The 23,896-nt window shown below is 64.8% G+C and carries 23 protein-coding genes; 9 read left to right on the top strand and 14 right to left on the bottom strand.

Going from position 1 to position 23,896, the window contains the following annotated elements; all coding sequences use genetic code 11:
• Positions 1 to 218 precede the first annotated feature (218 nt).
• The 7 genes from BN69_RS06770 to BN69_RS06740 all read right to left on the bottom strand — a co-directional run bounded on the left by BN69_RS06770 (position 219) and on the right by BN69_RS06740 (position 5,184).
• Positions 219 to 1,508, bottom strand: coding sequence for a sialidase family protein (locus BN69_RS06770; protein WP_014890826.1), 1,290 nt, complete (start codon positions 1,506 to 1,508; stop codon positions 219 to 221).
• 66 nt (positions 1,509 to 1,574) lie between these two features.
• Positions 1,575 to 2,096 (bottom strand): hypothetical protein, encoded by a 522-nt coding sequence (locus BN69_RS06765; RefSeq protein WP_014890825.1) that lies wholly within the window; start codon positions 2,094 to 2,096, stop codon positions 1,575 to 1,577.
• Between the two features lie 85 nt (positions 2,097 to 2,181).
• Positions 2,182 to 2,472: an energy transducer TonB family protein gene (locus BN69_RS19725; RefSeq protein ID WP_244435052.1), complete on the bottom strand. Its 291-nt coding sequence runs from the start codon at positions 2,470 to 2,472 to the stop codon at positions 2,182 to 2,184.
• 241 nt (positions 2,473 to 2,713) lie between these two features.
• The gene (locus BN69_RS06755; protein WP_014890823.1) at positions 2,714 to 3,433 is read right to left on the bottom strand and encodes a hypothetical protein; all 720 of its coding nucleotides are present in this window, start codon (positions 3,431 to 3,433) and stop codon (positions 2,714 to 2,716) included.
• A complete protein-coding gene (locus tag BN69_RS06750; RefSeq protein WP_014890822.1) occupies positions 3,430 to 3,957 on the bottom strand; it encodes an ExbD/TolR family protein in 528 nt (175 codons plus the stop codon). The genes BN69_RS06755 and BN69_RS06750 overlap by 4 nt, the downstream gene beginning before the upstream one ends.
• A complete protein-coding gene (locus BN69_RS06745; RefSeq protein WP_014890821.1) occupies positions 3,957 to 4,601 on the bottom strand; it encodes a MotA/TolQ/ExbB proton channel family protein in 645 nt (214 codons plus the stop codon). The genes BN69_RS06750 and BN69_RS06745 overlap by 1 nt, the downstream gene beginning before the upstream one ends.
• Before the next feature lie 154 nt (positions 4,602 to 4,755).
• The gene (locus tag BN69_RS06740) at positions 4,756 to 5,184 is read right to left on the bottom strand and encodes a hypothetical protein (RefSeq protein ID WP_014890820.1); all 429 of its coding nucleotides are present in this window, start codon (positions 5,182 to 5,184) and stop codon (positions 4,756 to 4,758) included.
• A gap of 581 nt (positions 5,185 to 5,765) precedes the next feature.
• Here BN69_RS06740 and BN69_RS06730 point away from each other — a divergent pair.
• The gene (locus tag BN69_RS06730) at positions 5,766 to 8,378 is read left to right on the top strand and encodes a TonB-dependent receptor (protein WP_014890818.1); all 2,613 of its coding nucleotides are present in this window, start codon (positions 5,766 to 5,768) and stop codon (positions 8,376 to 8,378) included.
• A 268-nt stretch (positions 8,379 to 8,646) separates the two neighbouring features.
• On the opposite strand, the gene BN69_RS06725 is transcribed toward BN69_RS06730, so the two are convergent.
• The 4 genes from BN69_RS06725 to BN69_RS06710 all read right to left on the bottom strand — a co-directional run bounded on the left by BN69_RS06725 (position 8,647) and on the right by BN69_RS06710 (position 11,885).
• Entirely contained in the window at positions 8,647 to 10,044 is a 1,398-nt protein-coding gene (locus BN69_RS06725) for an NAD(P)(+) transhydrogenase (Re/Si-specific) subunit beta (RefSeq protein ID WP_014890816.1), read from the bottom strand.
• 4 nt (positions 10,045 to 10,048) lie between these two features.
• Complete coding sequence (locus BN69_RS06720; protein ID WP_014890815.1) at positions 10,049 to 10,501, bottom strand: NAD(P) transhydrogenase subunit alpha part 2; 453 nt, start codon at positions 10,499 to 10,501, stop codon at positions 10,049 to 10,051.
• A gap of 37 nt (positions 10,502 to 10,538) precedes the next feature.
• Positions 10,539 to 11,666: a Re/Si-specific NAD(P)(+) transhydrogenase subunit alpha gene (locus BN69_RS06715; RefSeq protein ID WP_014890814.1), complete on the bottom strand. Its 1,128-nt coding sequence runs from the start codon at positions 11,664 to 11,666 to the stop codon at positions 10,539 to 10,541.
• 72 nt (positions 11,667 to 11,738) lie between these two features.
• On the bottom strand, positions 11,739 to 11,885 hold the full coding sequence (locus BN69_RS06710) for an aa3-type cytochrome c oxidase subunit IV (protein ID WP_014890813.1): 147 nt from the start codon (positions 11,883 to 11,885) through the stop codon (positions 11,739 to 11,741).
• Between the two features lie 264 nt (positions 11,886 to 12,149).
• Between BN69_RS06710 and BN69_RS06705 the strand changes: the two genes are divergently transcribed.
• Positions 12,150 to 12,653, top strand: a complete 504-nt coding sequence (locus BN69_RS06705; RefSeq protein WP_014890812.1) for a YciE/YciF ferroxidase family protein — start codon at positions 12,150 to 12,152, stop codon at positions 12,651 to 12,653.
• A gap of 59 nt (positions 12,654 to 12,712) precedes the next feature.
• Positions 12,713 to 13,504 carry an SDR family NAD(P)-dependent oxidoreductase gene (locus BN69_RS06700; RefSeq protein ID WP_041926840.1) on the top strand — a complete coding sequence of 264 codons (792 nt, stop codon included), beginning with the start codon at positions 12,713 to 12,715 and terminating at the stop codon, positions 13,502 to 13,504.
• Between the two features lie 2 nt (positions 13,505 to 13,506).
• On the opposite strand, the gene BN69_RS06695 is transcribed toward BN69_RS06700, so the two are convergent.
• On the bottom strand, positions 13,507 to 14,274 hold the full coding sequence (locus BN69_RS06695; protein ID WP_014890810.1) for a haloacid dehalogenase type II: 768 nt from the start codon (positions 14,272 to 14,274) through the stop codon (positions 13,507 to 13,509).
• A gap of 80 nt (positions 14,275 to 14,354) precedes the next feature.
• On the opposite strand from BN69_RS06695, the gene BN69_RS06690 reads away from it, so the two are divergent.
• Positions 14,355 to 15,230, top strand: coding sequence for a LysR family transcriptional regulator (locus tag BN69_RS06690; protein WP_014890809.1), 876 nt, complete (start codon positions 14,355 to 14,357; stop codon positions 15,228 to 15,230).
• Between the two features lie 55 nt (positions 15,231 to 15,285).
• Here BN69_RS06690 and groL read toward each other — a convergent pair whose 3' ends face one another.
• Together groL and groES are read right to left on the bottom strand one after the other, a co-directional pair.
• Positions 15,286 to 16,923, bottom strand: coding sequence for a chaperonin GroEL (groL, locus tag BN69_RS06685; RefSeq protein ID WP_014890808.1), 1,638 nt, complete (start codon positions 16,921 to 16,923; stop codon positions 15,286 to 15,288).
• A gap of 37 nt (positions 16,924 to 16,960) precedes the next feature.
• Positions 16,961 to 17,248, bottom strand: a complete 288-nt coding sequence (gene groES / locus BN69_RS06680) for a co-chaperone GroES (RefSeq protein ID WP_014890807.1) — start codon at positions 17,246 to 17,248, stop codon at positions 16,961 to 16,963.
• A 429-nt stretch (positions 17,249 to 17,677) separates the two neighbouring features.
• Between groES and lspA the strand changes: the two genes are divergently transcribed.
• The 5 genes from lspA to BN69_RS06655 all read left to right on the top strand — a co-directional run bounded on the left by lspA (position 17,678) and on the right by BN69_RS06655 (position 23,858).
• Complete coding sequence (gene lspA / locus BN69_RS06675) at positions 17,678 to 18,187, top strand: signal peptidase II (RefSeq protein ID WP_041927190.1); 510 nt, start codon at positions 17,678 to 17,680, stop codon at positions 18,185 to 18,187.
• Positions 18,188 to 18,289: 102 nt separating this feature from the next.
• Entirely contained in the window at positions 18,290 to 19,006 is a 717-nt protein-coding gene (locus tag BN69_RS06670) for a hypothetical protein (RefSeq protein WP_014890805.1), read from the top strand.
• Positions 19,007 to 19,069: 63 nt separating this feature from the next.
• Entirely contained in the window at positions 19,070 to 20,395 is a 1,326-nt protein-coding gene (locus BN69_RS06665) for a M16 family metallopeptidase (RefSeq protein ID WP_014890804.1), read from the top strand.
• An 84-nt stretch (positions 20,396 to 20,479) separates the two neighbouring features.
• Complete coding sequence (locus tag BN69_RS06660) at positions 20,480 to 21,763, top strand: M16 family metallopeptidase (protein ID WP_014890803.1); 1,284 nt, start codon at positions 20,480 to 20,482, stop codon at positions 21,761 to 21,763.
• Between the two features lie 49 nt (positions 21,764 to 21,812).
• Positions 21,813 to 23,858 (top strand): M3 family metallopeptidase, encoded by a 2,046-nt coding sequence (locus BN69_RS06655; RefSeq protein ID WP_014890802.1) that lies wholly within the window; start codon positions 21,813 to 21,815, stop codon positions 23,856 to 23,858.
• Positions 23,859 to 23,896: the final 38 nt, after the last annotated feature.

The raw sequence follows: 23,896 nt of genomic DNA, 5'->3' as shown, positions 1-23,896 counted from the left end.
TCCTCCTGCAAGAAGCGCAAAGACGAGGGCGAGTGACATGAGGCGCATGCGGCGAAGACCCACTGGACGATTTTTATGGTTCTTGTTGCTCCCGGCAGGCCGCAGGCCCGAGCGGGACTCGAGAGTGATGAAGCGCGCGCGGCGGGTCGTTTCTGGATCGCCGATCACGCGCGGCGCGCGCGTCGCGCATGACAAGGCGGCGCCCGTGCGAGTCGGCGTCACTGCGGCGCCGCTGCGCTTTTTTCGTCCCGCGGCAGCGGCGTCAGGCGATAGCCTTCCTTATGCGTTAACCAGGATAGATACGCCGCGCCGTTGTTGGCGATGAGCTCCGGATGGTCGGAGGCGTCCAATGTTTGCGCCACGACGCGCGGCGCGCTCCAGCTCTTGCCGTTGTCGCGCGACATCTGCATGGCGATCGTCGTCGTCGTTCCGTCGAATTCCTTCCAAACGCGATACAGGCGGCCCTTGGCCGCGACCAGCGTCGGATGTCCGGCGGCGCGCGCGTCGTCGCCGAATTTCTCCGGCTCCGAGAAGCTTTTGCCCGCATCGAGGCTGCGCGTGTAATAGAGTCCCTGGCGCTTCTTGCCCTTGGTGAACCAGACCACATGCCAACCGCCGGCGGCGTCGATCGCGATCGACGGTCCATGATGCGGGCAGCTGTTGATCGCCCACTCGTCGTCGGACACGCGCGTCGCCGTCGCTTGCGTGGCGTCCGCGGAAAGCTTCGCGACCATATGGTCGCGAATATTGCCCTCCAGCACCTGTCGCCAGGCGAAGACCGGCGTTCCATCCTTGTCGAGCGCGCCTGACATGCGGCAGCATTCGCAGGCGTGATCGATGAGGATCGATTTGCCCTTGAAGGTCTTGCCGCCGTCGTCGGAATAGGCGAAGGCGACGCCGCTGCCGAGAAATTCCTTGCCTTCGGCCTTGGCTTTGAGCGCATGCGTCTTGTCGAGCCAACCGGCGTAGATGCGCCCCTTGCGGTTGACGAGGATGCTGTCGAAGCGCTGGCCGCCCTCGCTCAGAAGCGCCTGCGGCGTCGAGAACGTCTTGCCGCCGTCGGTCGAGCGCGCGATGAAGATCGTGCCGATCATCTGCTTGTCGGGCCGGGTCGTATAACTGGCGAGCAGCGTCCCGTCTTTGAGCGCGACGATTTTCGGACGCGCGTCGCCATGCGCGTCGATCACGCCGTCGTCGATCGTGGCGATCGCGGTCGGCGCGGCAAACGTCGCGCCATTATCGGAAGAGGCGGCCGCGTAAACGCTCTTGCCGACGGAGAAGGCGACCCACAGTCGTCCGTCCTTGGCAAAGGCGGGAACGGCGGTCGCCGCGCAATCCACCTTCGCCTCGGCGCAGGCGGCGGCGGGGTGGTGACTCATTGCGCCCGGCGTCATCGAGTGCGCTGGCGGCGCGGCCTTATCCGCGTCCGCGGGCGCTCGCGGCGCTTCTTGCGCGGTCAGCGTGGCGGGGACGCAAACGGCGAGCAGGGCAAAGGCGATGCGCTTCATTCTTCTCTCCTGTTTGCGGCCCAAGGCGGACGCTTTTAGAGGCGGGCGTAAGGCGGCGCCGCGCCTCTAGTGAAATCTGAAACTCTGCACGCCGTCATAGGAGCCGCCGGGCGGCGGCGGCGCCCGCAGGCCGGAGACGATGGAGCGCGCCAATTGCCCGTGGCGGGGCGTCGAAGCGGAAACGAGCGTCACGCTGTCAGGCGCGCCTGAGGCGCCAAGACGAAAGCGAACGACGGCGCTTCCTTCGCCAAGACTCGTCGTGCCCGGCGAGCGCGCGCGGATGAGTTGACCGAGCTTGCGCAGATAGGCGCCGTTGTCGGCATGCTTCTTTTTATCGGCGGCCTTTTCGGCCTTCTCGTCCCGCGCGGCCTTCGGTTTCTGTTCGCGCCCGGCGTCGGTCTTCTCCTCGCGCTTTTCGGTCTTCTCCTCGGATTTCGCATCCTTGCCGTCTTCGCGCTTCGGCGCGGCGCTGTCTTCGGCCTTCGGCTTCGGGGCCTCGTCGAGCGCGCGCGCCGGTCCGCTCGCGCCAAGCGCACAGGCGAACGCCAACGCGGAAAGGCTCAATGTCAGTCGAGAAATATGCCGCATTTCCCTCTCCTTCTCTAAAAATGCGCGGGCCTCATGCGCATGGACCTTTCGGCCACGGACCGAAAGCTATGAATGGCGCGATCGATCATTTCGGCGTCGCGCGGAACTTGAAAGTTTGCCCCACATCCATCGATCCGCCCGGCGGCGGCGGCGCTTCGACGCTCGACAGGATCTTCTTCACGGTTTCTGAAAGCGCCGGACTTGTCGTCTTGTCGATCGTCACCTTGTCGATCTTGCCCTGCGCGTTGACGTGAAAGCTGGCGGTCACCTCGCCGTCGCCGGCAGGACTTTCCGAAGGGGTTTGCTTGGCGATCGCCGTATAGAGCACGCCGAGGAACTTGCTCTCCGACATCGCCGGAGCGGCTGGGGCCGCCACGCCCGCCGTCGCCGCGGGCGCGGCCGGCTTTGGCGCTGCGGCGCGCGCCGGGGCCGTGGTTTGCGCGGGCGCTGCGGATCGCGGCGACGCGGGCGCCGAGGCCGCGGGCTTGGCGTCCTCTGCGTGCGCGCTGCAAGCAGCGAACGCCGCGGCGATGGTAAGCAATCGCGCGAGCTTCATCAGGCCCCCTAAATCCGGAACGATCTCGGGCGGCGGGCGCAAGCGTCCGCCGCCGTTCGCGTCAATGGAAGGCGAAAGCCTGGCTCACATAGGCCGAGCCGCACATGCCTGGGCCGCGCGCGGAGGAGACGATCCGCCGCGCGAGCGCCGCATGCGCCGGAGTCGATCCCGAAGCCGAGATGCCCGACAGACCGCCGCCCGGATTGACGTGGAACGTCACGCTCGCGCTGCCGGGACCAAGGCTGGTGTTGCCTGGCGTATGGCGGCGAAGCGCGGCGGCGATATGGGCAAGACACGTCGCCTGCGACGCGCCCGAATTCCCGGCCTGTCCCTCAGGCGCGCCATAGCGTCGACGCGCCTGCGCCTCCTGACGTTGCTGCGCGCGCTGGGCCTGTTGCTGCTCGACCTTCTTCTTGACCTTGTCGACGTCTTCCTTCTTGGCCGGCAAGGGCACCGCGTCGGGCGCCATCACCACCGGCGGCGGCAGCGCGATGTCAGGCTCCTCGACCGCTTCGGGCGGCGGCGTGTCGTCGGCCTCGGCGACTTCCTCCTGTTCGAAGAAATCGCCTTCCGGAACGAGGTCCATGCTGACGGAGTCGAGCGATACGGCGGTCGGTTTCGCGGAATAGGCGAGTATGCCGAAGACCATGACATGCGCCGCGACGACCAGGACGGTCGTCACCGAGCGCAGCCAGGAGGGCTTGACCGGCTCCGGACCCGAAGGCGGGTGGTGGTCGCCCTCTCGCGCCATGCCTTGCGGACTTAGCGCGAGGTCGGTCATTTCAGCGCTCCCGCCGGCGCCGCCGGAGCTTGCGCGGGCTGAGCGCCGGCGGCGGGCGCGGCGCGGCCGGGCGCGGCCTTCGAGGCCGGTCCGGTCTTGCTGCGCGAGTTGGTCATGATTGCGATATGGGTGATGCCGTTCGTCGCAAGCTTATCCATCACCGCGACGACCTCGCCATAGACCGCCTCGGTGTCGCCGCGGATATGAACGACGCGCGAGTGGTCGTCGCCCATCATCACCTTGATGCCGTCGATGAGCGCCTCGGGAGAGAGCTCGTCCGCGCCAAGCGCGATCTTGCCCTCTTTGCCGACCGTCACGACGATCGGGTCTTTTTGGTTGATCGGCATCGCGGCGCTCGCCTGCGGCAGATTGACCTTGACGCCCTTGGCGAGCAATGGCGCGGTCACCATGAAGATGATGAGCAGCACCAGCATGACGTCGACGAGCGGCGTCACGTTGATTTCGGCGAGCGGCTGATACAGGCCTTCGGTTGCGCTCTGGCGCTGGCGTGAGGGCATTCCCATTATGCAGCCTCCCGATCGCGACGCGCGCGCGTCTGTTGGCCGCTGCACATCAGCAGCGCCTCGTCTTCGATATAGTGCGCGACCTGTTGGCCGACGCGCGCGAAGGCGGCGCCGATGCGGTTGTAGCCGACGGAGGCGGGGATGGCGGCGGCGAGTCCGTAGGCCGTGGCCGCAAGCGCTTCAGCGATGCCCGGCGCGACGACGGCGAGGCTCGTGTCCTGCGACTGAGCGATGCCGGCGAAGCTCGTCATGATGCCCCACACCGTGCCGAAAAGACCGACGAAGGGCGCGACCGATGAGATGACGGCGAGATTCGGCAGGCCGCCTTCCGCCTTGGTCAGGAACTCGCGCGCGGCGCGACTCATATGGTCGGCGATGCGCGCGCGCTTGTCGCCGATCGTCTCGTCCGGGAGATCGAGCGCAAAAGCTTCGCGGCCCGCTTCGGCGACGGGCGCGAGAACGCCAACGTCTCCGCCCTGACGCGCCGAACGCGCGGATTTGGCGATGCGGGTGACGGCCACCACGCCTTCGACGATGAGCACCCACGTCCAGATCGACGCGAGCAGCAGCAGCGCCATGACCGCCTTTCCGACAGGACCGGCGTTAAGGAACATGGCGAGAGGGGAAAGCGTGTTGTAATCCATTTTCACTCACTCGTTTTTTGGACGCGCTTGCGGCGACCGCGCAGGCGAAGCGTCAGTTTTTGTTTTGTTATGTCTTCGCGAGACGAGAGGCCGCAAACCGGCGAAAGCCCGCAATCAGACTCCGGCGCGGCGCGCCCTGGAGCCTAACGCAATTTCAGAAAATATGAATTGAGGGTGGAGCGCGCGCGCCATTGGCGCCGTTCGCGGCGAAACTCTCGGGCGGCTGCGCGGCGACCGCGCGAAGTTGGATCGGAGCCGCTGGTTCGGCGTTTGGCCGCGCGACAGAAATCAGGCGTTCTGGAAGAACGGCGTGGCCTGCATGGGCGTTCAGGCAACAGTCCGGACAGTTACGCGGAGAATGCGCCGGCGCGCCGTCGCGCTGCGTCGAACTTCCCTTCTGCGCGGCGGTTGCGTGCAGGCCTGCGACATAAGCGGCGTGATCGCAGGCGACGCCGCCTTGGTTCGCGAATGCGTGCGCGGGCCGCGTAGCGCCTGACAGAAGAAGCGAGAGCATCAGCGCGCAAACGGCCGCGACGGCGAGTGCCGCGCGGAATTCCCGACGCATGGCGCGCAACTGTGACATAAATGTCTCTTAGTTGATTTTTTAACCTTTGACAACGCGCGCAGGCTTGGAAAGTCTCGGTTTACCGGCTCATCTGCATGCGCCGCGCCGCTACAGTTAATGTACGCCGGACTTGCAGAGATCCTATGCGCATCCGCCGACTCGCGTCGCTCTTTATGTTGTTTGCGCTCATCGCGAGGCTCGCATCGCCATGCGAGGCGCTGGCGTCGAGATCCGCTGACGCGTCAAGCGCGCCAAACGCGCCGATCGCCAAGTGCCATTTGCTGGCCAACGCGTCGCCTGCGGCGCAGGGCGATTCGGATCAAGCGCCAGCCGGCGAAGCGGATCGCGACGGGTGTTCCTGCGCGCTCTGCCAACTCGGCTGGAGCATGTTGCCGCTGGCGGACGCCGTTTTTGCGATCCGCGGCGTGGAACACAATCTCGCGCCGCGGGCGCCGCCGGCGCAGGCGCTGGTTCCGTCACGGCCCAACCGTAGCGCCCCGACCCGCGGACCTCCTTCCTTCACCTGATCTGCCGAACGCCCGGCGAAAGCCATTCAGGTCAGTTGCGCCGCCTTGGCCGGCGCCAGAAGGAAGTTTCTCATGTCTCGCCACTCGCTCCTGCGCGGCGTCTCAATCGGCGCTCTCACGCTTCTTGCGCTCTCGGAACTTGACGTCGCGCCCGCCGCCGCGCAGCAGTCGCTGCCGACAATTGACGTCGGCGGCCAGCGCCGCGGCGTCATGCGCCGGGGCGCCGAGCGCGTCGCTGGCCCTGGGAGGCCCACGAATGTCGCGCCGGCTCCAAGCCCGGCCCCAGCGCCTTTGCCGCCGTCGATTTGGGCGGCGACGCTTCCCGACGGCAAGCCGGCCTTCGTTCAGAAGTGGCAATTGCCCAACACGGTCGCGAGCGTCACTCGGCAGCAGATCGAGCGTAAAATCAACATCATCGATACGGAAGACGCGGTCAGATACATGCCGAGCCTTTTCGTGCGCAAACGCAACAGCGGCGACACTCAGGCGGTTTTGCAGACCCGCACCTGGGGCGTCGGCTCCTCGGCGCGCAGTCTCGTCTACGCGGACGATCTGCTGCTGACGGCGCTGATCGGCAACGACAATACGATCGGCGCGCCGCGCTGGGGCCTCGTCGCGCCGGAGGAAATCGAGCGCGTCGACTTCCTGTACGGACCTTTCGCGGCGCAATACCCCGGCAACTCGATGGGCGGCGTGTTGAAGATCACGACGCGCATGCCCGAAAAACTCGAAGTCTCGGTCAAGAACACCACGGCGATCCAGGATTTCTCCCAGTGGGGAACCTCGCGAGGTTTCGTCAATAACGTCTCGAGCTTCTTTATCGGCGATAAGGTCGGCGACTTTCTCTGGACGGTCTCCGGCAATTGGCAGCGCGGATCGCAGCAGCCGCTCACCTATGTCACGACGCCGAATTTCTACCCCGGGGGCTATCTGGCGACGAACGTCTATGGCACCACCTTCGCCAATGTCATCGGCTCGACAGGCAATCTCGCCAATGATCAGATCAATGCGAAACTGAAATTCGCTTACGACTTCACCAACACGATCCGCGGCACGTACACATTCGGCTTCTGGTCCAACGACGGCCAGTCTTATCCCGAGAACTATCTCACTGCGGGCGCTGGCCCCTATTGGGGCGTGACGACCACGGGGCGCGGCCTGAGCAACGCCATTTTGCAGAATTTCGCGACGCAGGGCCGCTACCGGGTCCAGGAAAAGATCATGGTCAACGCCGCGGCGGTGCGCTCCAACAGCGGCGGTCCGTTCGACTTCGAAGTTTCGGCCTCAAATTTCACCTATTTGCAGTCCGATCAAATTTCGCCCTGGTCCGCGGCGGTTCCTTTCGGCGGCTACACGCAGACCGGCCGCGATACGGTCTTCACCGGCACCTATTGGACGCTCTTCGACGCGAAGGGCATCGTGCGGCCGCCGGAAGGACTCTTGCAGGGCCACGACATCTCCTTCGGCGTGCATGGCGATCAGTTTCACCTGAACAATCCGGTCTGGCTGACGACAAATTGGACCGCCGGGACCGACGCAAGCACGGGCGCGGCGATCACGATCGCTCAGGGCACGACGCGCACGCAGGCGCTCTGGTTCCAGGACGCCTTCTTCATCACGCCGGACCTGAAGTTCACGGCCGGTCTTCGCGGCGAGCATTGGACGGCGTCGAACGGCTACAATCAGGCGGCGGGCGTCAACAATTTCGGAACTGCGCTGACTGGCTCGACGCTCTCCTGGCTGCCGATCTACCAGCCCAATCTCTACAGCACCCGCTTCTCGCCGAAGGGATCGCTCGAATACAAGTTCGACGATGATTGGCGCGCCGTCGGTTCGATCGGCATGGCGAACCGCTTCCCCACTGTGCGCGAGCTCTACAACCTCGCCACCGTCGGCGTTAATGGCGTCGCAACCAACCCAAATCCCAATCTGCGTCCCGAGTCGGCGCTCAGCAAAGAGCTGATGATCGAGCGCAAGCTCGGACCGGATGGAGCCGCGCGCATCTCCTTTTTCGACGAAGAAGTGCGCGACGCCATCATCAACCAGCTGGTCTCTGTGCCCGCGGCGCCCGCGCAACTGGTGCAAACGCCGACCAACGTCCAGCGCATTCGCAACAGCGGCGTCGAAGTGGCGTTTCAGAAGGACAACTTCGGCTTCAAGGGGCTTGAGGTGCTCGGCAGCGCCACCTGGCTCAACGCGCGAGTCATCTCCGATCCGACCTGGGCGCCGAGCACCGGGAATTTTGAGTTCCCCTGGGCGACGTCGGTGGCGGGCAAGACCGTGCCGAACGTTCCTGAATGGCGCGGAACGCTCGCTTTCACCTATCGGCCGGACGATCATTGGGCGTTTACGCTCGCCGGACGCTATCAGAGCAAGCTGTGGCGCACCTTGGCGAACAATGACCGCGCCTATGGAATCTATTTCGCCTTCGATCCGTTCTTCGTCGTCGACACCAAGATCCACTACAAATGGAACGATCGATTCTCCGCCGATTTCGGCGTCGACAACATCGGCAACTACCGGTACTTCCTGTTCCATCCGTTCCCGCAAAGAACCTTCTATGTCGCCGGACGCTACCAATTCGGCGAGACCAAGGGCGAGCCGGGTCTGTTCTACACGGGCAATGAAGGCGGCTGGCCGGACTTCGGCTCATGGTTCCAGCCTGTCGCGTGGAATTTTGAGTAGGGCGCCCAATTATCCGACTTCCGCCTGATCCCTTCGCTTGGGTTGTCATTCGCGGCGGGCCGAAGGCCCGACCGGGAATTCAGCGCCAATCCAGGAACGCTGGTCAGGATCGCGCGCGATGCGCGCGCGTCGGGAAAGACTTCCGCGCCATTTGAACGGATGTCGAATGAGAGCGGAATGATCTGCGCGCGCTTTCATGTGCGGCGACCATGCAAAAACGCCCGGGAGGAAACTCCCGGGCGTTCGTTTTGGCGTCGTTGAAGCGGCGTTAATGCGCCAGCGACTTGACGATCGATTCGACGGTCTTCTTGGCGTCGCCGAACAGCATCATCGTATTGGGCCGGAAGAACAGTTCGTTCTCGACGCCGGCGTAGCCCGAGCCCATGCCGCGTTTCAGGAACAGAACCGTCTTCGCCTTTTCGACGTCGAGGATCGGCATGCCGTAGATCGCCGACGTCTTGTCGGTCTTGGCGGCGGGGTTGGTCACGTCGTTGGCGCCGATGACGAAGGCGACGTCCGCCTGTCCGAATTCGGAGTTGATGTCTTCGAGTTCGAACACTTCGTCATAGGGGACGTTGGCCTCGGCCAGCAGCACGTTCATATGGCCCGGCATGCGCCCGGCGACCGGATGGATGGCGTATTTGATCTCGACGCCTTCCGCCTTGAGCAGGTCGGCCATTTCGCGCAGCGCGTGCTGCGCCTGCGCCACCGCCATGCCGTATCCGGGCACGATGATGATCTTGCCAGCGTTCTGCATGATATAGGCGGCGTCCTCCGCCGAGCCCTGTTTGACGTTGCGCGTTTCCTTGCCGCCGGCCGGCCCCGCCACCTCGCCGCCGAAGCCGCCGAGAATGACGGAGATGAAGCTGCGGTTCATCCCCTTGCACATGATGTAGGAGAGGATCGCGCCCGACGAGCCGACAAGCGCGCCGGTGATGATCAGCGCGAGATTGCCGAGCGTGAAGCCGATGCCCGCCGCCGCCCAGCCCGAATAGGAGTTGAGCATGGAGACGACCACCGGCATGTCGGCGCCGCCGATCGGAATGATCAGCGTCACGCCCAGCGCCAGCGAGGCGAGGATCAGCAGGAACAGCCAAGCGCCGCTCTGCGTGCCGACGAAGAGCGCGGTCAACGCCAGCAGGGCGACGCCGAGCATGATGTTGATCGTATGGCGCTCGGGCAGCAGGATCGGCTTGCCGGTCATGCGTTCGGACAGCTTCAGGAAGGCGATGATCGATCCGGTGAAGGTGATCGCGCCGATCGCCGCGCCGAGCGACATTTCGACGAGGCTGCCGGCGTGAATCTCATTCGCGTCGCCGATGCCGAAGGCGCGCGGCGCAAAAAAGGCGCCGGCGGCGACAAGCACCGCCGCCAGGCCGACGAGCGAATGGAAGAAGGCGACGAGCTCCGGCATCTTCGTCATCGGCACGCGCTGGGCGATGAAAGCGCCCGCACCGCCGCCGATGGCGACGCCGATCACGATCATCAGCAGGCCGCCGAAGGAGGGGAAATGCGTCAGCAGCGTCGTCGCCACGGCGATCGCCATGCCGATCATGCCGTAGCGATTGCCCTCGCGAGAGGTGGCGGGGGAGGAGAGGCCGCGCAGCGCGAAGATGAACAGCACGCCGGCGACGAGATAGAGAAGGGCTGCGATATTGGCGCTCATGGCCTCAGCCCTTCTTCTTGTACATGGCGAGCATGCGTTCGGTGACGAGGAAGCCGCCGAAGATGTTCACGCTGGCGAGAATGACCGCGATGAAACCGAAGGCGTTGGCCCACCATGAGCCCGAAGCCTCGGCGGCGGTCATGCCTTCGACGCCCGCCGCGAGCAGCGCGCCGACGATGATGACCGAGGAAATCGCGTTGGTCACCGACATCAGCGGCGTATGCAGCGCCGGCGTCACCGACCAGACGACGTAATAGCCGACGAAGACCGCCATGGCGAAGATCGCCACGCGGAAGACGAAAGGATCAATCGCGCCGCCGGCGAGCCCGTGCGCCGCCGCGGCCGCGGCGGTATGCGCGAGTTCGTCCGAATAGTGTTGCGCCTGTTCGGCCAGATGGCGGGCGGCCTCCGCCGCCGCCTGCGCCTTCTCGAGCAATTGTTGCGTAGAGTCGGTCATCGCTTAACGCCCCTTAGTTTGATACGCGCGCAGGCGGCTATTTAAAACGCTCGTCGACGACGGCGCCGTCGCGGGTCAGCGCGGTCGCCTTCACCAGTTCGTCTTCCCAATTGATGGCGAGCTGCTTGGTGTCCTTCGAGACGAGCGTCTCGACGAAGGCCAGCAGATTTTTGGCGTAGAGGCTCGACGCCGTCGACGCCATGCGGCCGGCGAGATTGAGCGCCCCTAAGATCTTCACGCCGTCGACGACCACGGTTTCGCCGGGCCTGGTCAATTCGCAATTGCCGCCGCGTTCGGCCGCAAGATCGACGATGACCGAACCGGGCCGCATGGAGCGCACCATCTCCGCCGAGATGAGCTTAGGCGCGGGTCGGCCGGGGATCAGCGCCGTGGGGATGACGATGTCCTGCTTGGCGATGTGCGACGCGACGAGTTCGGCCTGCGCCTTTTGATATTCAGGCGACATTTCCTTGGCGTAGCCGCCGGAGGTCTCGGCCTGTTTGAACTCTTCGTTCTCGACGGCGATGAATTTCGCGCCGAGCGATTCGACCTGCTCCTTCGTCGCCGGCCGCACGTCGGTGGCGGTGACGATCGCGCCCATGCGCCGCGCCGTGGCGATCGCCTGCAGACCGGCGACGCCGACGCCCATTATAAAGACTTTCGCCGCCGGGACGGTGCCGGCGGCGGTCATCATCATCGGAAAGGAGCGGCCATATTCGGCCATCGCGTCAATGACGGCGCGATAGCCGGCGAGATTGGCTTGGGACGACAGCACGTCCATGGTTTGCGCCCGCGTGATGCGCGGCATGAGCTCCATGGCGAAGGCGATCGCGCCGCTCTTGGCGAGATCGGCGAGCTGAGCCCCCGCGCCAAAGGGATCCATGATCGCGATCACCGCGAGATTGGACTTTGCGCCGGCGAGCTCCGCCGCCGAGGGACGGCGCACGCGCAGCGCGACGTCGGCGCCCGTTAGCGCGGCCGCCGCGTTATCGGCGATCGTCGCGCCGGCGGCGGCGTAGTCGCTGTCGGAGAAGCCGGCGGCGTCGCCCGCGCGGGCCTCGACCACGACGTCGGCGCCTAGTCCGATGAATTTCTTGACGGTCTCGGGCGTGGCCGCGACGCGCGGCTCGGATTTATCCGTTTCAGCCAGTACGGCGATGCGCATAACGAACTCCGGTTGTGGAAAAACCGTCGCCGCCAGCGTCGCCGCCAGCGGTAAAAAGCGGAGGCTCTGAACCTAGCGCGCGACGAAGAAAAACAGCAGGAGCAGCAGAACCGCAGTGCTTGCCGCGCCGATCTTCAGCAGCAACAAGAATGTGTTGTAGGTCCTTAGATGCTCGGCCCAGTCGCCGTTCGACTCCGCCGGCGTGCGCAAGCTCGCCATTTCGCTCCTCCCGATTCTTGCTGACGCGCGCGTGATCCCGCGTGCGAAGCTGATGCTAAACGAGCGGAAGCCATAGGGCAACGGCCTGAAGCGTTCGGAAGCCTGCGGCGCCCCGACGCGCAGGGCGCGCGAACTCAAATGCGGCCCCTTCCGGCGTTCAGGCGCGCCTCTCCGCCTCTGGGGAACATTCGCGCGCGGGCGGCGTTCCAATGCACGCCTGCGGCCCGCGGGCTTCCTTCACATCGCCAAAACCGGAGCGGGACGATGGGTCTCTTTTCCAAGGACATCAAGACCATCGACGATCTCTTCGTGCATACGCTGCGCGACGTTTACTACGCTGAAAACCAGATCCTGAAAGCGCTGCCCGATATGGTCGAGAAGGCCTCCGATCCGCGGCTGAGGGAAGCGTTCGAGCAGCACCTTGGCGAGACGGAAAATCAGGTGCGCCGGCTTGAGAAAGTGTTTGAACTGCATGGCGTGGCCCCCAAGGGCGTCAACTGCCCGGCGATCGACGGCATTCTTGAAGAGGCCGATGAGGTCTCGGGCGAAACCGCCGACAATGAAGTGCTGGACGCCGCGCTGATCGCGAGCGCTCAGGCCGTCGAGCATTATGAAATCACGCGTTACGGCACGCTGATCGCCTGGGCGAAGGAGCTTGGCCGCGAAGACTGCGCGCAGCTTCTGTCGGAGACGCTCGCGGAAGAAAAGAACGCGGACAAGAAACTGTCGTCGCTTGCCGAAGGGCGGGTCAATCGTAAGGCCGCCTGACGCAAGGGCGCCCAACAGGAGCATCGGCGTCGTCCGCGGGCGGCGCCGCTGACGTGGAAATGAACCAGACTTCGCGGAAGCCGCTCGCCGTGGTGACCGGCGCCTCGTCAGGGATTGGCTACGAACTGGCCCGGATCTGCGCTCAGCGGGGCTTTGATCTGGCGATCGCGGCCGATCGTCCCGAAATTCACGGCGCCGCCGCTCGGTTTCGGGAGCTTGGCGCGAATGTGACCGAGGTCGAAACCGACCTCTCCACAACGGATGGCGTCGACCGGTTATGCGCCGCAGCTGAGGGGCGCCCGATCGCCGCGCTTCTCGCCAACGCCGGACATGGGTTGGGTCGCGGCTTTCTCGATCAAGACTTCTCGGCGGAGCGGCATGTGCTCGACACCAATGTGACGGGCACGATCTATCTGCTTCACAAGGTCGCCAGGGACATGCGCGCGCGGGGCGCCGGACGCATTCTGGTCACGGGCTCCATCGCCGGCTTCATTCCGGGGTCGTATCAGGCCGTTTACAACGCGACGAAGTCTTTTCTCAACAGTTTCTGCTTCGCGCTGCGCGAGGAGCTCAAGGATTCCGGCGTCACCGTCACCTGCCTGATGCCGGGAGTGACCGCGACCGATTTCTTCGAGCGCGCTGATCTGATGGACACGAAAGTCGGACGGTCGGAAAAGGCGTCCGCCCAGGAAGTGGCGATGGATGGCTTCGAAGCCATGATGCGCGGCGACGCGGAGATCATCAGCGGCTGGGCCAACAAGCTGCAGGTTGCGGCGGCGAACATCACCCCCGGCGAGATCCTCGCGAAGCGACATGCGCAGCAGACCGCGCCGGGCACGGCGGGTCAGTAACGTCAATCGAGCGCATACGCCGTCAGATCTGCGAGCGATTTGCCCTCCGCATCAGCTTTGCTCCCCAACTCCTCGGAAGGCAGGCCGAGCCTGTTGACCCAAAACGTCGGATAGCCAAAGGCCTTTGCGCCGGCCGCGTCCCATCCGGCGAAGGCGACGAACAAGATCTGGCTTTCCGCCAGTCCGAACGCATCGACTCCTAGCCGATAGGCGTCTGGACTTGGTTTGTACGTCTTCGCACGATCCGTGCTCAGGACATGCTCGAAAACGCCCTCAAGCCCGGACGCTACGATCGATCCGTTCAGCATATCGGGCGTAAGATTGGAGAGAAGCGCCAGACGAACGCCCGCCGATCGCAGTTCCTGCAGAGCCGGCTTCGCGTCCGGCCATGGGCCGAGCGCAAGATGGGCGCGAAGGAGTTGATCGCGCGTCTCTGCGCTCACTTGCAGCTTCAGCGCGTTGCCGGCGAAGACCAGCGCTTGCTCCGATACTTTCATGAAGTCCACATATTGGCCTGACGCAGTTCGCAGCCACGAATATTCGAACTGACGATTTCGCCACAACTCGACAAGTCGCCTTCCGTCGCCTTGAAGAAGCGTCTCGGCGCGCGCGTCAATCGGCCTTGGATCGAAGATCGGGAACGCGTCGAAAGCCAAAGCCTTGAAGCGCGCCGTCGCAGTTCTGACGGAACGTCGGGGATGCTCCGGCGATCGCAGGCCGGTCATCGACGCCAGACCTCCCTGGATCAATAGACGACGATCAAAGTGCATGTTCCGGCTCCGTCTTCAAAGTCGACGGGGAGAAACCTAGTTGATGCAAAGACGCCCCGGCAGCGGTAGTTTTGCCGCTCATGTCAGCAAATTCGCCGCCGATGAACTGGAACGATCTGCGCTACGTGCTTGCGGTGGCCCGCGCAAACGCCATCGCGCCAGCGGCGAAGGCTTTGCGGGTGGACGAGACGACGGTGGCGCGGCGAGTTCGGCGCATCGAACAAGGCCTCGGATTGACGCTGTTCGAGCCTCGCTGGCGCCTGACGGAGATCGGCGCGTATATCATCGAACGCGCGGAGCGCATGGAGGAAGAGGCGATCGCGATCGCCGAAGCGTCGGCTGGCGCCGACTCCGCGCCGACCGGCAGCGTCCGCATCACCGCCATCCCGCTCATCGCAAGCCGGCTTCTGCTGCCCGCGGTCGAGCGGCTGACTCAAATCTATCCCGGACTGTCGCTCGAGATCATCGCCGAGCCGCGCAATCTCAGCGTTATGCGTCGCGACGCCGACATCGCGCTTCGCCATGCGCGGCCGCGAGAAGATCAACGAGCGATCACGCGTCGCATCGCAGACCTCGACTATGCCGTCTACGCGCCGACCGCGGGGGACGCGCGGCGGCTTTCATGGATCACTTACGAGGCGGAGATGGCCGGGCTTCCACACGTCGCCTGGATCAATCGGGCGGTCAGTCGGCAGGGACATCCGGCGAGCCTTGCCGTCAATGACTCCGAACTGGCCCTCAACGCCGTAAAGATCGGCATCGGAAAGTCGCTGCTGCCGTGTTTGATCGCCGATCGCGAGTCTGGGTTGCGCCGGCTCGGCGACAAGGCGCCCGTGCTCAAGCGCGAAGTGTGGCTGCTCGTCAATCCCGGCGACAGACATGTTCCAAGGATCAGGGCGGTGACGGCCTGGATCGAAGGCATATTCGGCGCGACCCAAAGCCGACAAGGAACGTAAAAAAAGTCCCGGGTTTCCCCGGGACTTTGACTGGATCAGCGATTGGTGGCGAGACTTAGAAGTCCATGCCGCCCATGCCGCCGCCGCCCGGCATGGCCGGCGGGCCTTCCTTCTTCGGCGCTTCGGTGATCGTCGCCTCGGTGGTGATGATCAGACCGGCGATTGACGCGGCGTCCTGCAGCGCGGTGCGCACGACCTTGGTCGGGTCGATGATGCCGAGCTTCATCAGATCGCCATACTCGCCCTTCTGCGCGTCGAAGCCGTAGCCGTATTCGGACGCTTCGAGCAGCTTGCCGACCACCACGGCGCCGTCGCCGCCGGCGTTGTCGACGATCTGGCGCGCCGGCGCCTGGATCGCCTTGCGGACGATGTCGACGCCGGTCTGCTGGTCGGGATTGCCGACCTTGACGGCGTCGAGCGCCTTGATGGCGCGCAGCAGCGCCACGCCGCCGCCGGGCGACACGCCTTCCTCGACCGCCGCGCGGGTGGCGTTGAGGGCGTCGTCGACGCGGTCCTTCTTCTCCTTGACTTCGACTTCGGTCGCGCCGCCGACGCGGATCACCGCGACGCCGCCGGCGAGCTTCGCCAGACGCTCCTGCAGCTTTTCACGATCGTAGTCAGAGGTGGTCTCCTCGATCTGTCCCTTGATCTGGGAGATGCGCGCCTCGATGTCCTTCTTCTCGCCGGCGCCGTCGATGATCGTCGTGTTCTCCTTCTCGATGCGCACGCGCTTGGCGCGGCCGAGCATGGCGAGCGTGACGTTCTCGAGCTTGATGCCGAGGTCCTCGGCGATCAACTCGCCGCCGGTGAGGATGGCGATGTCTTCGAGCATCGCCTTGCGGCGATCGCCGAAGCCCGGCGCCTTGACGGCGGCGATCTTCAACCCGCCGCGCAGCTTGTTGACGACGAGGGTCGCCAGCGCTTCGCCTTCGATGTCCTCGGCGACGATGAGCAGCGGCTTGCCGGTCTGCACGACGGCTTCGAGGATCGGCAGCAGCGGCTGCAGCGTCGAGAGCTTCTTCTCGTGGATGAGGATGTAGGGATCGTCGAGTTCGGCGATCATCTTCTCGGCGTTGGTGATGAAATAGGGCGAGAGATAGCCCCGATCGAACTGCATGCCTTCGACGATGTCGGTCTCGGTCTCGAGGCTCTTCGCCTCCTCGACCGTGATCACGCCCTCATTGCCGACCTTCTGCATCGCCTTGGCGATTTCTTCGCCGATGAACTTGTCGCCATTCGCCGAAATCGTGCCGACCTGCGCGATCTCGTCGTTCGAGGTGACCTTCTTCGAATGCTGCTTGAGATCGGCGACGATGGCTTCCACGGCGAGATCGACGCCGCGCTTCAGATCCATCGGGTTGAGTCCGGCGGCCACCGCCTTGGAGCCTTCGCGGGCGATCGACGCAGCGAGAACCGTCGCGGTCGTCGTGCCGTCGCCGGCGATGTCGTTCTGCTTGGAGGCGACTTCGCGGACGAGCTGGGCGCCGAGGTTTTCGAACCTGTCGGCAAGTTCAATTTCCTTGGCGACGGTGACGCCGTCCTTGCTGATGCGCGGCGCGCCGAAGGACTTTTCGATGACCACGTTGCGGCCCTTGGGCCCGAGCGTCACCTTGACGGCGTTGTTGAGGATTTCGACGCCGCGCAGAATGCGATCGCGGGCGTCAGTGGAGAAACGGACGTCTTTTGCAGCCATTTACAATTCTCCTGAGTTGGAAGCGAACGGCGTCGAGTCAGTCGACGATGCCGAGGATGTCGCTTTCCTTCATGATGAGCAGGTCGTCGCCGTCGATCTTGACTTCGGTGCCGGACCATTTGCCGAAGAGCACGCGGTCGCCGGACTTGACGTCCAGCGGGTTCAGCTTGCCGTTTTCGTCGCGCGCGCCGGGGCCGACGGAAATCACTTTGCCCTCTTGCGGCTTCTCTTTCGCGGTGTCGGGAATGATGATGCCGCCTTTGGTTTTTTCCTCGCCTTCGAGTCGCTTGACCACGACGCGGTCGTGGAGGGGACGGAACGTCATTGTTGATCTTTCCTTTTCTGACCTGACGGGGTTCGGGCCCCGTCAAAAAGGGATATGCGAAGGCTTGCTGGCACTCGCTTGCGATGAGTGCCAGCAAGCGCCACACAGATATGGGCGAGGCCAACCGCTGTCAAGTTGGGGAAAGGCGCAGAATTTTGGGTTTTTTGGCCCTGCAGCCACGCGCAGCCTAAAGACTGATCTTAGCCATTTCATGAAATCGGTCGGGCGCCGCGCCTCGCACCGTTCGTTTGCACAGGCGATCAAATTCGGTGCGGAGAGCTTCAGATCAACGCCTTCGCCGGCTCCGTTCTGGATGGGTTCCAGCAGAAGGACGACGATCGTCGCCCAGTGATCTCGTCGGATGAGCGGGGCCGTTTCTTTTTCGGATTGATCCGGCTTAATGCTGCGGTGGCGTCATGGAGATCCCGCTTGTCTGGCAGACTTTCCCCCCGCGCACTGGGCCTCGCCGCGGCGCTCGCCGCTCTGGCCTTCGACCAGGCGCATAAATTCTGGATGCTGAATATATTCGACGTCGCCGCCCGGCCGCCGATGAGCCTTGCGCCGTTCCTCGACGTCGTGCTGTCCTGGAACTATGGCGTCTCCTATTCGCTGTTTCCGGCCCACGAAACCTTGACCCGACTCGCGCTGTTGACGATGCAGGGCGCGATCATCGCCGGACTGGCCATCTGGATGGTGCGCACGCAAAGCCGCGCGACCGCTGTGGCGCTGGGATTGATCATCGGCGGCGCGCTCGGCAACGCCGCCGACCGCATCACACGGGGGGCGGTCGCCGATTTCTTCTATCTGCACACCAGCCTGCCCGTCGGACCTCTCGCGAACTACGTGTTTAATGTCGCCGATGTCTTCATCACGGCGGGCGTGGCGCTGCTCGTCGTTGAGGGCGTTTTTCTGCCGCAGGAGCGGCGCGCCGAGACTTGAACGCGCTCTGGTTGCGCCGTGGCCCGGTCTTCGCCACTAAATCGCCAATAAGTCGCGTCCATGTAGCCGCATATAACCGGAGCCCCGAATGGAGTCCGACAGATGAAGCTTGCTCAGTCGCAGCGCTGCGCCCTTTACGCTCTCGCCGGTTTCGCGGCGATCCAGGCCGCGCCAGCTCTGGCCGGCGACGATAAATCCACATGGTCGGCGATGATGGAGATGGTCGGCGCGTCTTCGGACGAGGGCGTCGGCAAGATCGATTATAGCGAACGGCCGAAGCTCGTCTTGCCGCCGAGCGCCGGCGACCTCCCGCCGCCGCGCGAGCGGGGCGCCAAGCCGGGCGAATGGCCCGCCGAACTTTCGGCCGAGCGGCGCCGCAACGTCAACCGCTACGCCCGGGTGCCGAACGCGCCGCCGGAGGCGCCGCGCCCCGGGGTGATTGCGCGGGTGCTTTCCTTTGGATCAGGCGGTCCGCCGCCCGCGCCCGCCGTCGAGGAGCCGAGCCGCATCATGCTGACGGAGCCGCCGCCCGGCTACCGCCGGCCGACGCAGGACCTCAACAATCTCCGCGAGACCGAAGCCGCCAAGAAGAGCTCCTGGTGGAACCCGTTCAGCTGGGGACGCGGCGGCGCGGACAATTCCGCCGCCGGCGCTTCGGGCGCGAACCCCGGCGCCCCGGACATGCGAAGCGGAGGGGCCCATGCGACCGGCGCCTACAGCTCCGCCGCCCCGGACACGCGAGGCGGCGATATGCTGTCGAACTTCAGCGCCGTGATGCCGCAATTCCTGCGCGGAAGCTCGGACAACGACAAGAATTAAATTACGGCCTATATAGGAGAGACACTCTCCGAGACGCGGCCGCCGCCGCGAGAAAGGCCGTTCATGTCATTTGAGACGAAGGCGTCAGCCGTTTCGCTTGCGCCTGGGGCTGCCGCGCCGGGGCCTGCGCGCGCGAGCATTGCGAGCTTCACGCTCGACAACGGCATGGAAGTCGTCGTCATCCCCGACGCGCGCACGCCTGTCGTCACGCATATGGTCTGGTACAAAAACGGCGCCGCCGACGACCCGCTCGGTCAGTCGGGCATCGCGCATTTTCTTGAACATCTGATGTTCAAAGGCACGACGAATCATCCGCAGGGCGAATTCTCGAATCTTGTCGCGGAACTTGGCGGCCAGGAGAACGCCTTCACCAGCTATGATTACACGGCCTATTTCCAGCGCATCGGCAAGGAGCATCTCGCCACGCTGATGGCGTTCGAGGCCGATCGCATGCGCAATCTGGTTCTGACCGACGAGGTGGTCGATCCGGAGCGCGACGTGGTGCTTGAGGAGCGCCGCATGCGCACCGACAGCGATCCTTCCGCCCAGCTCGACGAGGCCGTACAGGCGGCGCTCTTCGCCCATCATCCCTACGGCATCCCGATCATCGGCTGGAATCACGAGATCGAGGGGCTCGATCGCACACATGCGCTCGCCTATTACCAACGCTTCTATACGCCGGAAAACGCCATCCTGATCGTCGCCGGCGACGTCGAGGCTGACGAGGTCGAGCGTCTCGCCAAGGATGCCTACGGCAAGGTTCCCGCGCAGGCCGCGCCGCCGCGGCGCGCCCGCGCCCAGGAGCCGCCGCACCGCGCCCATCGTCTGGTGACGCTGCGCGATGAGAAGGTCGAGCAGCCGGCGCATGAGCAGGTTTATCTGGTGCCGTCCTACAGCACGGCGCAGCCCGGCGAAGCCGAGGCGCTGGAGACGCTCGCTTATATGCTCGGCGGCGGACCCACGAGCGCGCTCTATGAGGCGCTGGTCGTCGAGGAGCAGGTCGCGGTCGGCGCCGGCGCCTATTACATGGGCTCCGCCGTCGACGACACGCGGCTTTGGGTCTATGCGACGCCCGCGCCGGACGTTTCGCTCCAGGACCTCGACGTCGCGATCGATCGCGTGCTGCGGCGGTTCGCCGAGGAGCCGATCGAGGCGGAGCATTTGCAGCGCGCCAAGACTCGGCTGATCGCCGACGCCGTTTACGCGCAGGACAGCCAGGTCTCGCTTGCCCGCTGGTATGGCGAGGCGTTGGCCACCGGCCTCACCATCGACGACGTCGTCGCCTGGCCCGAGCGTATGGAGAAGGTGACGGCCGAGGACGTGCAAAACGCCGCGCGCAAATGGCTCGACAAGCGCAGGGCCGTCACGGGTTTTCTGCTTCCCGCCTGAGACGACGATCGCGTCGGGCCGTCGGCGCAAAGCCGACGCCTGACTCGACCCATGACTTACCGCCGACCTCCGTTAGGAACTGAAATGACCGCTCACGCGCCCCTCGTCACCATCGCCTCCCGCGCCGAACATGTGCAGCGGATCACGACGCCGGCCGGCCTTGAGGCCTGGCTCGTGGAGAGCCACGCCGTGCCGCTCGTCGCGCTCGAATTCGCGATCCGCGGCGGCGCGTCGCAGGACCCGGCGGATAAGCCCGGACTGGCGACGCTGCTCGCGTCGACGCTCGACGAAGGCGCCGGCCCCTATGACGCGCGCGGCTTCCATCGCGCCATCGACGATCTCGCGATTCATGTCGGCTTCGGCGCCGATCGCGACGCGATCTCGGGCCACCTGCAGACGCTCTCGCGCAATGTCGACAAGGCCTTCGGCCTGTTAAAACTCGCGCTCAATGACGCGCGGCTCGAATCCGGCGACGTCGCGCGCGTGCGCAGCCAGCTCGCCGCGGAATTGAAGCGCGACGCCAATGACCCTGATTCGATGGCGTCGAAGGCCTTCCGCGAAGCGGCCTTCCCGAACCATCCCTATGGGCGCCCGGTGCGCGGCGAGCTTGCGTCGATCGACACGCTCTCGCGCGAGGACCTCATCGCCCTGCGCGAGCGGCTCTTCGCGAGATGCGATCTCAAGATCGGAGTCGTCGGCGCGATCGACGCGACGACGCTCTCCGATCTGCTTGACGCGACCTTCGGCGGGCTGGCGCTGCAGAACGATCTCGCGCCCGTCCCGGAAATCGCAGTGGCTAATGTCGGCACGCGCCAGATCGTCGATCTTGACGTGCCGCAATCGACAATCCGCTTCGGGCGCCCGTCGATCACCAAACATGATCCCGACTATTACGCCGTGGTCGTCGCCAACCACATTCTCGGCGGCGGCACCTTCACCTCCCGGCTGTTCCGCGAGGTGCGCGAAAAGCGCGGCATGGCCTATTCGGTCTATTCGCATCTCAATGAATATGACCATTGTCCGATGCTGATCGGCGCCGCCGCGACGAAGAACGAGCGCGCCGGCGAAGCGATCGGCGTGATCCAGGAAGAGTTCAGAAATTTCGTCGCCAACGGTCCGACCGAGGATGAATTGGACAAGGCGAAGAAATTCCTCACCGGCTCCTATGCGCTGCGCTTCGACACCTCGACCAAGATCGCGAGCCAGCTGGTCAATTTGCAGCTCGATGGATTCGCGCCGAGCTTCCTCGATGAGCGGAACGGCCGCATCGCCGCGGTGACGATGGAGGATTGTCAGCGCGGCGCGAAGCGGCTCTTGGGCGACGGCGACCTGCTGGTGACGGTGGTCGGGAAGCCCGCGGGGGTGTAGCGGCCTGTCACAGCGCCGCCGATGGTCGGCATCTTGCTAAGAGACTGTCATGGATAACGCTCTCCTTATGGCGTGGGGCGGCCCTTTCCGCCTGCCGCCTTTCAATGCGATCCGGCCCGCGCATTTCCGCGAGGCGTTCGAAACGGCCTTCGCTGAGCACAAGGCCGAGATCGACGTCATCGCCAACGACCCGTCGTCGCCGAGTTTCGACAATGTCATCGGCGCGCTGGAGCGGGCGGGGCGACTTCTGACCGACGTCGGAGCGGTGTTCTGGAATCTTGCCGCCGCCGACACGACGCCTGAGTTGCAGGAGATCGAGCGCGATATGGCCGGCGCCTTTTCGCGTCACTCCAGCGACATCTCCATGAATCCCGCGCTGTTTCGCCGGATCGAGGCGCTTTACGAGACGCGCGGGGCGATCGATTTGACGCCGGAGCAGCGGCGCGTTCTCGAGCTGACCTATAAGAATTTCGTGCGCGCCGGCGCGAAGCTGAAAGACGCCGACAAGGCGCGTCTCAAAACGATCCTCGAACGGCTGGCGGGCCTCTCGACGCGGTTTTCGCAAAATGTGCTGGCCGATGAATCATCATGGCTGCTGCTGCTCGACGAAAGCGATCTCGACGGCCTCTCGCCGGACTTTCGCGCCGCCGCTGCGCGCATTGCGGCCGAGCGTGGGTCGCCCGGCAAATATGGCGTAACGCTGTCGCGCTCCAGCGCGGAAGTCTTTCTGCAAAGCTCGACGCGGCGCGATCTGCGCGAGACGGTGTTTCGCGCCTGGGCGAGCCGTGGCGAGAATGCGGGCGCGACCGACAACCGCCCGCTCATCCGCGAAATTCTGCAATTGCGCGAAGAGCGCGCGAAGCTGCTCGGCTTCGACAGTTTCGCCGCTTTCAAGCTCGATGACACGATGGCGAAGACGCCGGCCGCCGTGCGCGAATTGATCGATCGCGTCTGGGCGCCGGCGCTGACGCGCGCCGCCGAGGAGCGGGCGCAGATCCAGGCGATGGTCGAGGAAGAGGGGGCGAATTTCACCGTCGCGGCGCATGACTGGCGCTATTATGCCGAGCGCGTGCGCGCGAAGCGCTACGATCTCGATCAGGCCGCGCTGCGTCCCTATTTCCAGCTCGACAACATGATCGCCGCGGCGTTCGACGTCGCGCAAAAACTCTTCGGCCTCCGCTTCGTCGAGCAGAAAGGCCTGCCGCTCTACCATCCGGATGTGCGCGCCTTCGATGTGCTGGACAGCAACGGCAAACATGTCGCGCTGTTCCTTGCCGATTATTTTGCGCGGCCCTCGAAGCGCGGCGGCGCCTGGATGTCGGACTTCCGCGCGCAGCACAAGCTCGCTGGCGAAACCCGGCCGATCATCGTCAATGTGATGAATTTCACCAAAGGCGCCGATGGCGCCGCGACGCTGCTCAGCCTCGACGACGCCCGCACGCTGTTCCACGAATTCGGCCATGCCTTGCATGGCATGCTGTCGGACGTGACCTATCCTTCGGTCGCGGGCACCAATGTCGCGCGCGATTTCGTCGAGCTGCCTTCGCAGCTTTACGAGCACTGGCTGCTGGAGCCGGCGGTGCTGAAGAAATTCGCGCTGCATGCCGAGACCGGCGCGCCCATTCCCGATGATCTCGTCGCGCGCATCGCCGCTTCGCGCCATTTCAATCAGGGCTTCGCGACGGTCGAGTTCTGCGCCTCGGCGCATGTCGATCTCGACATCCACATGCAAAGCGTCGGGCCGGATTTCGAGGCGGGCGGTTTCGAGACGGAGAGCCTCGCGGGGATTTCCATGCCGCCGGAAATCGTCATGCGGCACCGCCTGCCGCATTTCTCGCATATCTTCTCCGGCGACGGTTATTCGGCGGGCTATTACAGCTATCTCTGGGCCGAAACGCTCGACGCCGACGCTTTCGAAGCCTTCAAGGAAACGGCCGACCCCTTCGCGCCCGAGGTCGCGCAGCGCCTGCGCGATCACATCTACGCCGCGGGCGGCAGACAGGACGCGGCGGACGCCTATGTGGCCTTCCGCGGGCGGATGCCGACGGTGGAGCCGCTGCTAAGGCAAAGGGGATTTGCGGAGCCGGCGGCGTAGAAGAACTCGCTGTTGCAGTAACGAAGAGAGTGGCGAGC

The organism is Methylocystis sp. SC2 (genome assembly GCF_000304315.1).
Classification (GTDB): Bacteria; Pseudomonadota; Alphaproteobacteria; order Rhizobiales; family Beijerinckiaceae; genus Methylocystis.
This window is presented reverse-complemented; position numbering and strand designations above follow the sequence as displayed.

Coding starts and splice junctions, on each gene's coding strand:
- BN69_RS06665 (WP_014890804.1), top strand. CDS start 19,070: ATGTCATTTGAGACGAAGGCGTCAGCCGTTTCGCTTGCGCCTGGGGCT.
- BN69_RS06750 (WP_014890822.1), bottom strand. CDS start 3,957: ATGGGAATGCCCTCACGCCAGCGCCAGAGCGCAACCGAAGGCCTGTAT.
- BN69_RS06740 (WP_014890820.1), bottom strand. CDS start 5,184: ATGTCACAGTTGCGCGCCATGCGTCGGGAATTCCGCGCGGCACTCGCC.
- BN69_RS06655 (WP_014890802.1), top strand. CDS start 21,813: ATGGATAACGCTCTCCTTATGGCGTGGGGCGGCCCTTTCCGCCTGCCG.
- groL (WP_014890808.1), bottom strand. CDS start 16,923: ATGGCTGCAAAAGACGTCCGTTTCTCCACTGACGCCCGCGATCGCATT.
- BN69_RS06720 (WP_014890815.1), bottom strand. CDS start 10,501: ATGACCGACTCTACGCAACAATTGCTCGAGAAGGCGCAGGCGGCGGCG.
- BN69_RS06770 (WP_014890826.1), bottom strand. CDS start 1,508: ATGAAGCGCATCGCCTTTGCCCTGCTCGCCGTTTGCGTCCCCGCCACG.
- BN69_RS06690 (WP_014890809.1), top strand. CDS start 14,355: ATGTCAGCAAATTCGCCGCCGATGAACTGGAACGATCTGCGCTACGTG.
- BN69_RS06730 (WP_014890818.1), top strand. CDS start 5,766: ATGTCTCGCCACTCGCTCCTGCGCGGCGTCTCAATCGGCGCTCTCACG.
- BN69_RS06725 (WP_014890816.1), bottom strand. CDS start 10,044: ATGAGCGCCAATATCGCAGCCCTTCTCTATCTCGTCGCCGGCGTGCTG.
- BN69_RS06715 (WP_014890814.1), bottom strand. CDS start 11,666: ATGCGCATCGCCGTACTGGCTGAAACGGATAAATCCGAGCCGCGCGTC.
- BN69_RS06660 (WP_014890803.1), top strand. CDS start 20,480: ATGACCGCTCACGCGCCCCTCGTCACCATCGCCTCCCGCGCCGAACAT.
- BN69_RS06670 (WP_014890805.1), top strand. CDS start 18,290: ATGAAGCTTGCTCAGTCGCAGCGCTGCGCCCTTTACGCTCTCGCCGGT.
- BN69_RS06710 (WP_014890813.1), bottom strand. CDS start 11,885: ATGGCGAGCTTGCGCACGCCGGCGGAGTCGAACGGCGACTGGGCCGAG.
- BN69_RS06745 (WP_014890821.1), bottom strand. CDS start 4,601: ATGGATTACAACACGCTTTCCCCTCTCGCCATGTTCCTTAACGCCGGT.
- BN69_RS06705 (WP_014890812.1), top strand. CDS start 12,150: ATGGGTCTCTTTTCCAAGGACATCAAGACCATCGACGATCTCTTCGTG.
- BN69_RS06695 (WP_014890810.1), bottom strand. CDS start 14,274: ATGCACTTTGATCGTCGTCTATTGATCCAGGGAGGTCTGGCGTCGATG.
- groES (WP_014890807.1), bottom strand. CDS start 17,248: ATGACGTTCCGTCCCCTCCACGACCGCGTCGTGGTCAAGCGACTCGAA.
- BN69_RS06700 (WP_041926840.1), top strand. CDS start 12,713: ATGAACCAGACTTCGCGGAAGCCGCTCGCCGTGGTGACCGGCGCCTCG.
- BN69_RS06765 (WP_014890825.1), bottom strand. CDS start 2,096: ATGCGGCATATTTCTCGACTGACATTGAGCCTTTCCGCGTTGGCGTTC.
- BN69_RS06755 (WP_014890823.1), bottom strand. CDS start 3,433: ATGACCGACCTCGCGCTAAGTCCGCAAGGCATGGCGCGAGAGGGCGAC.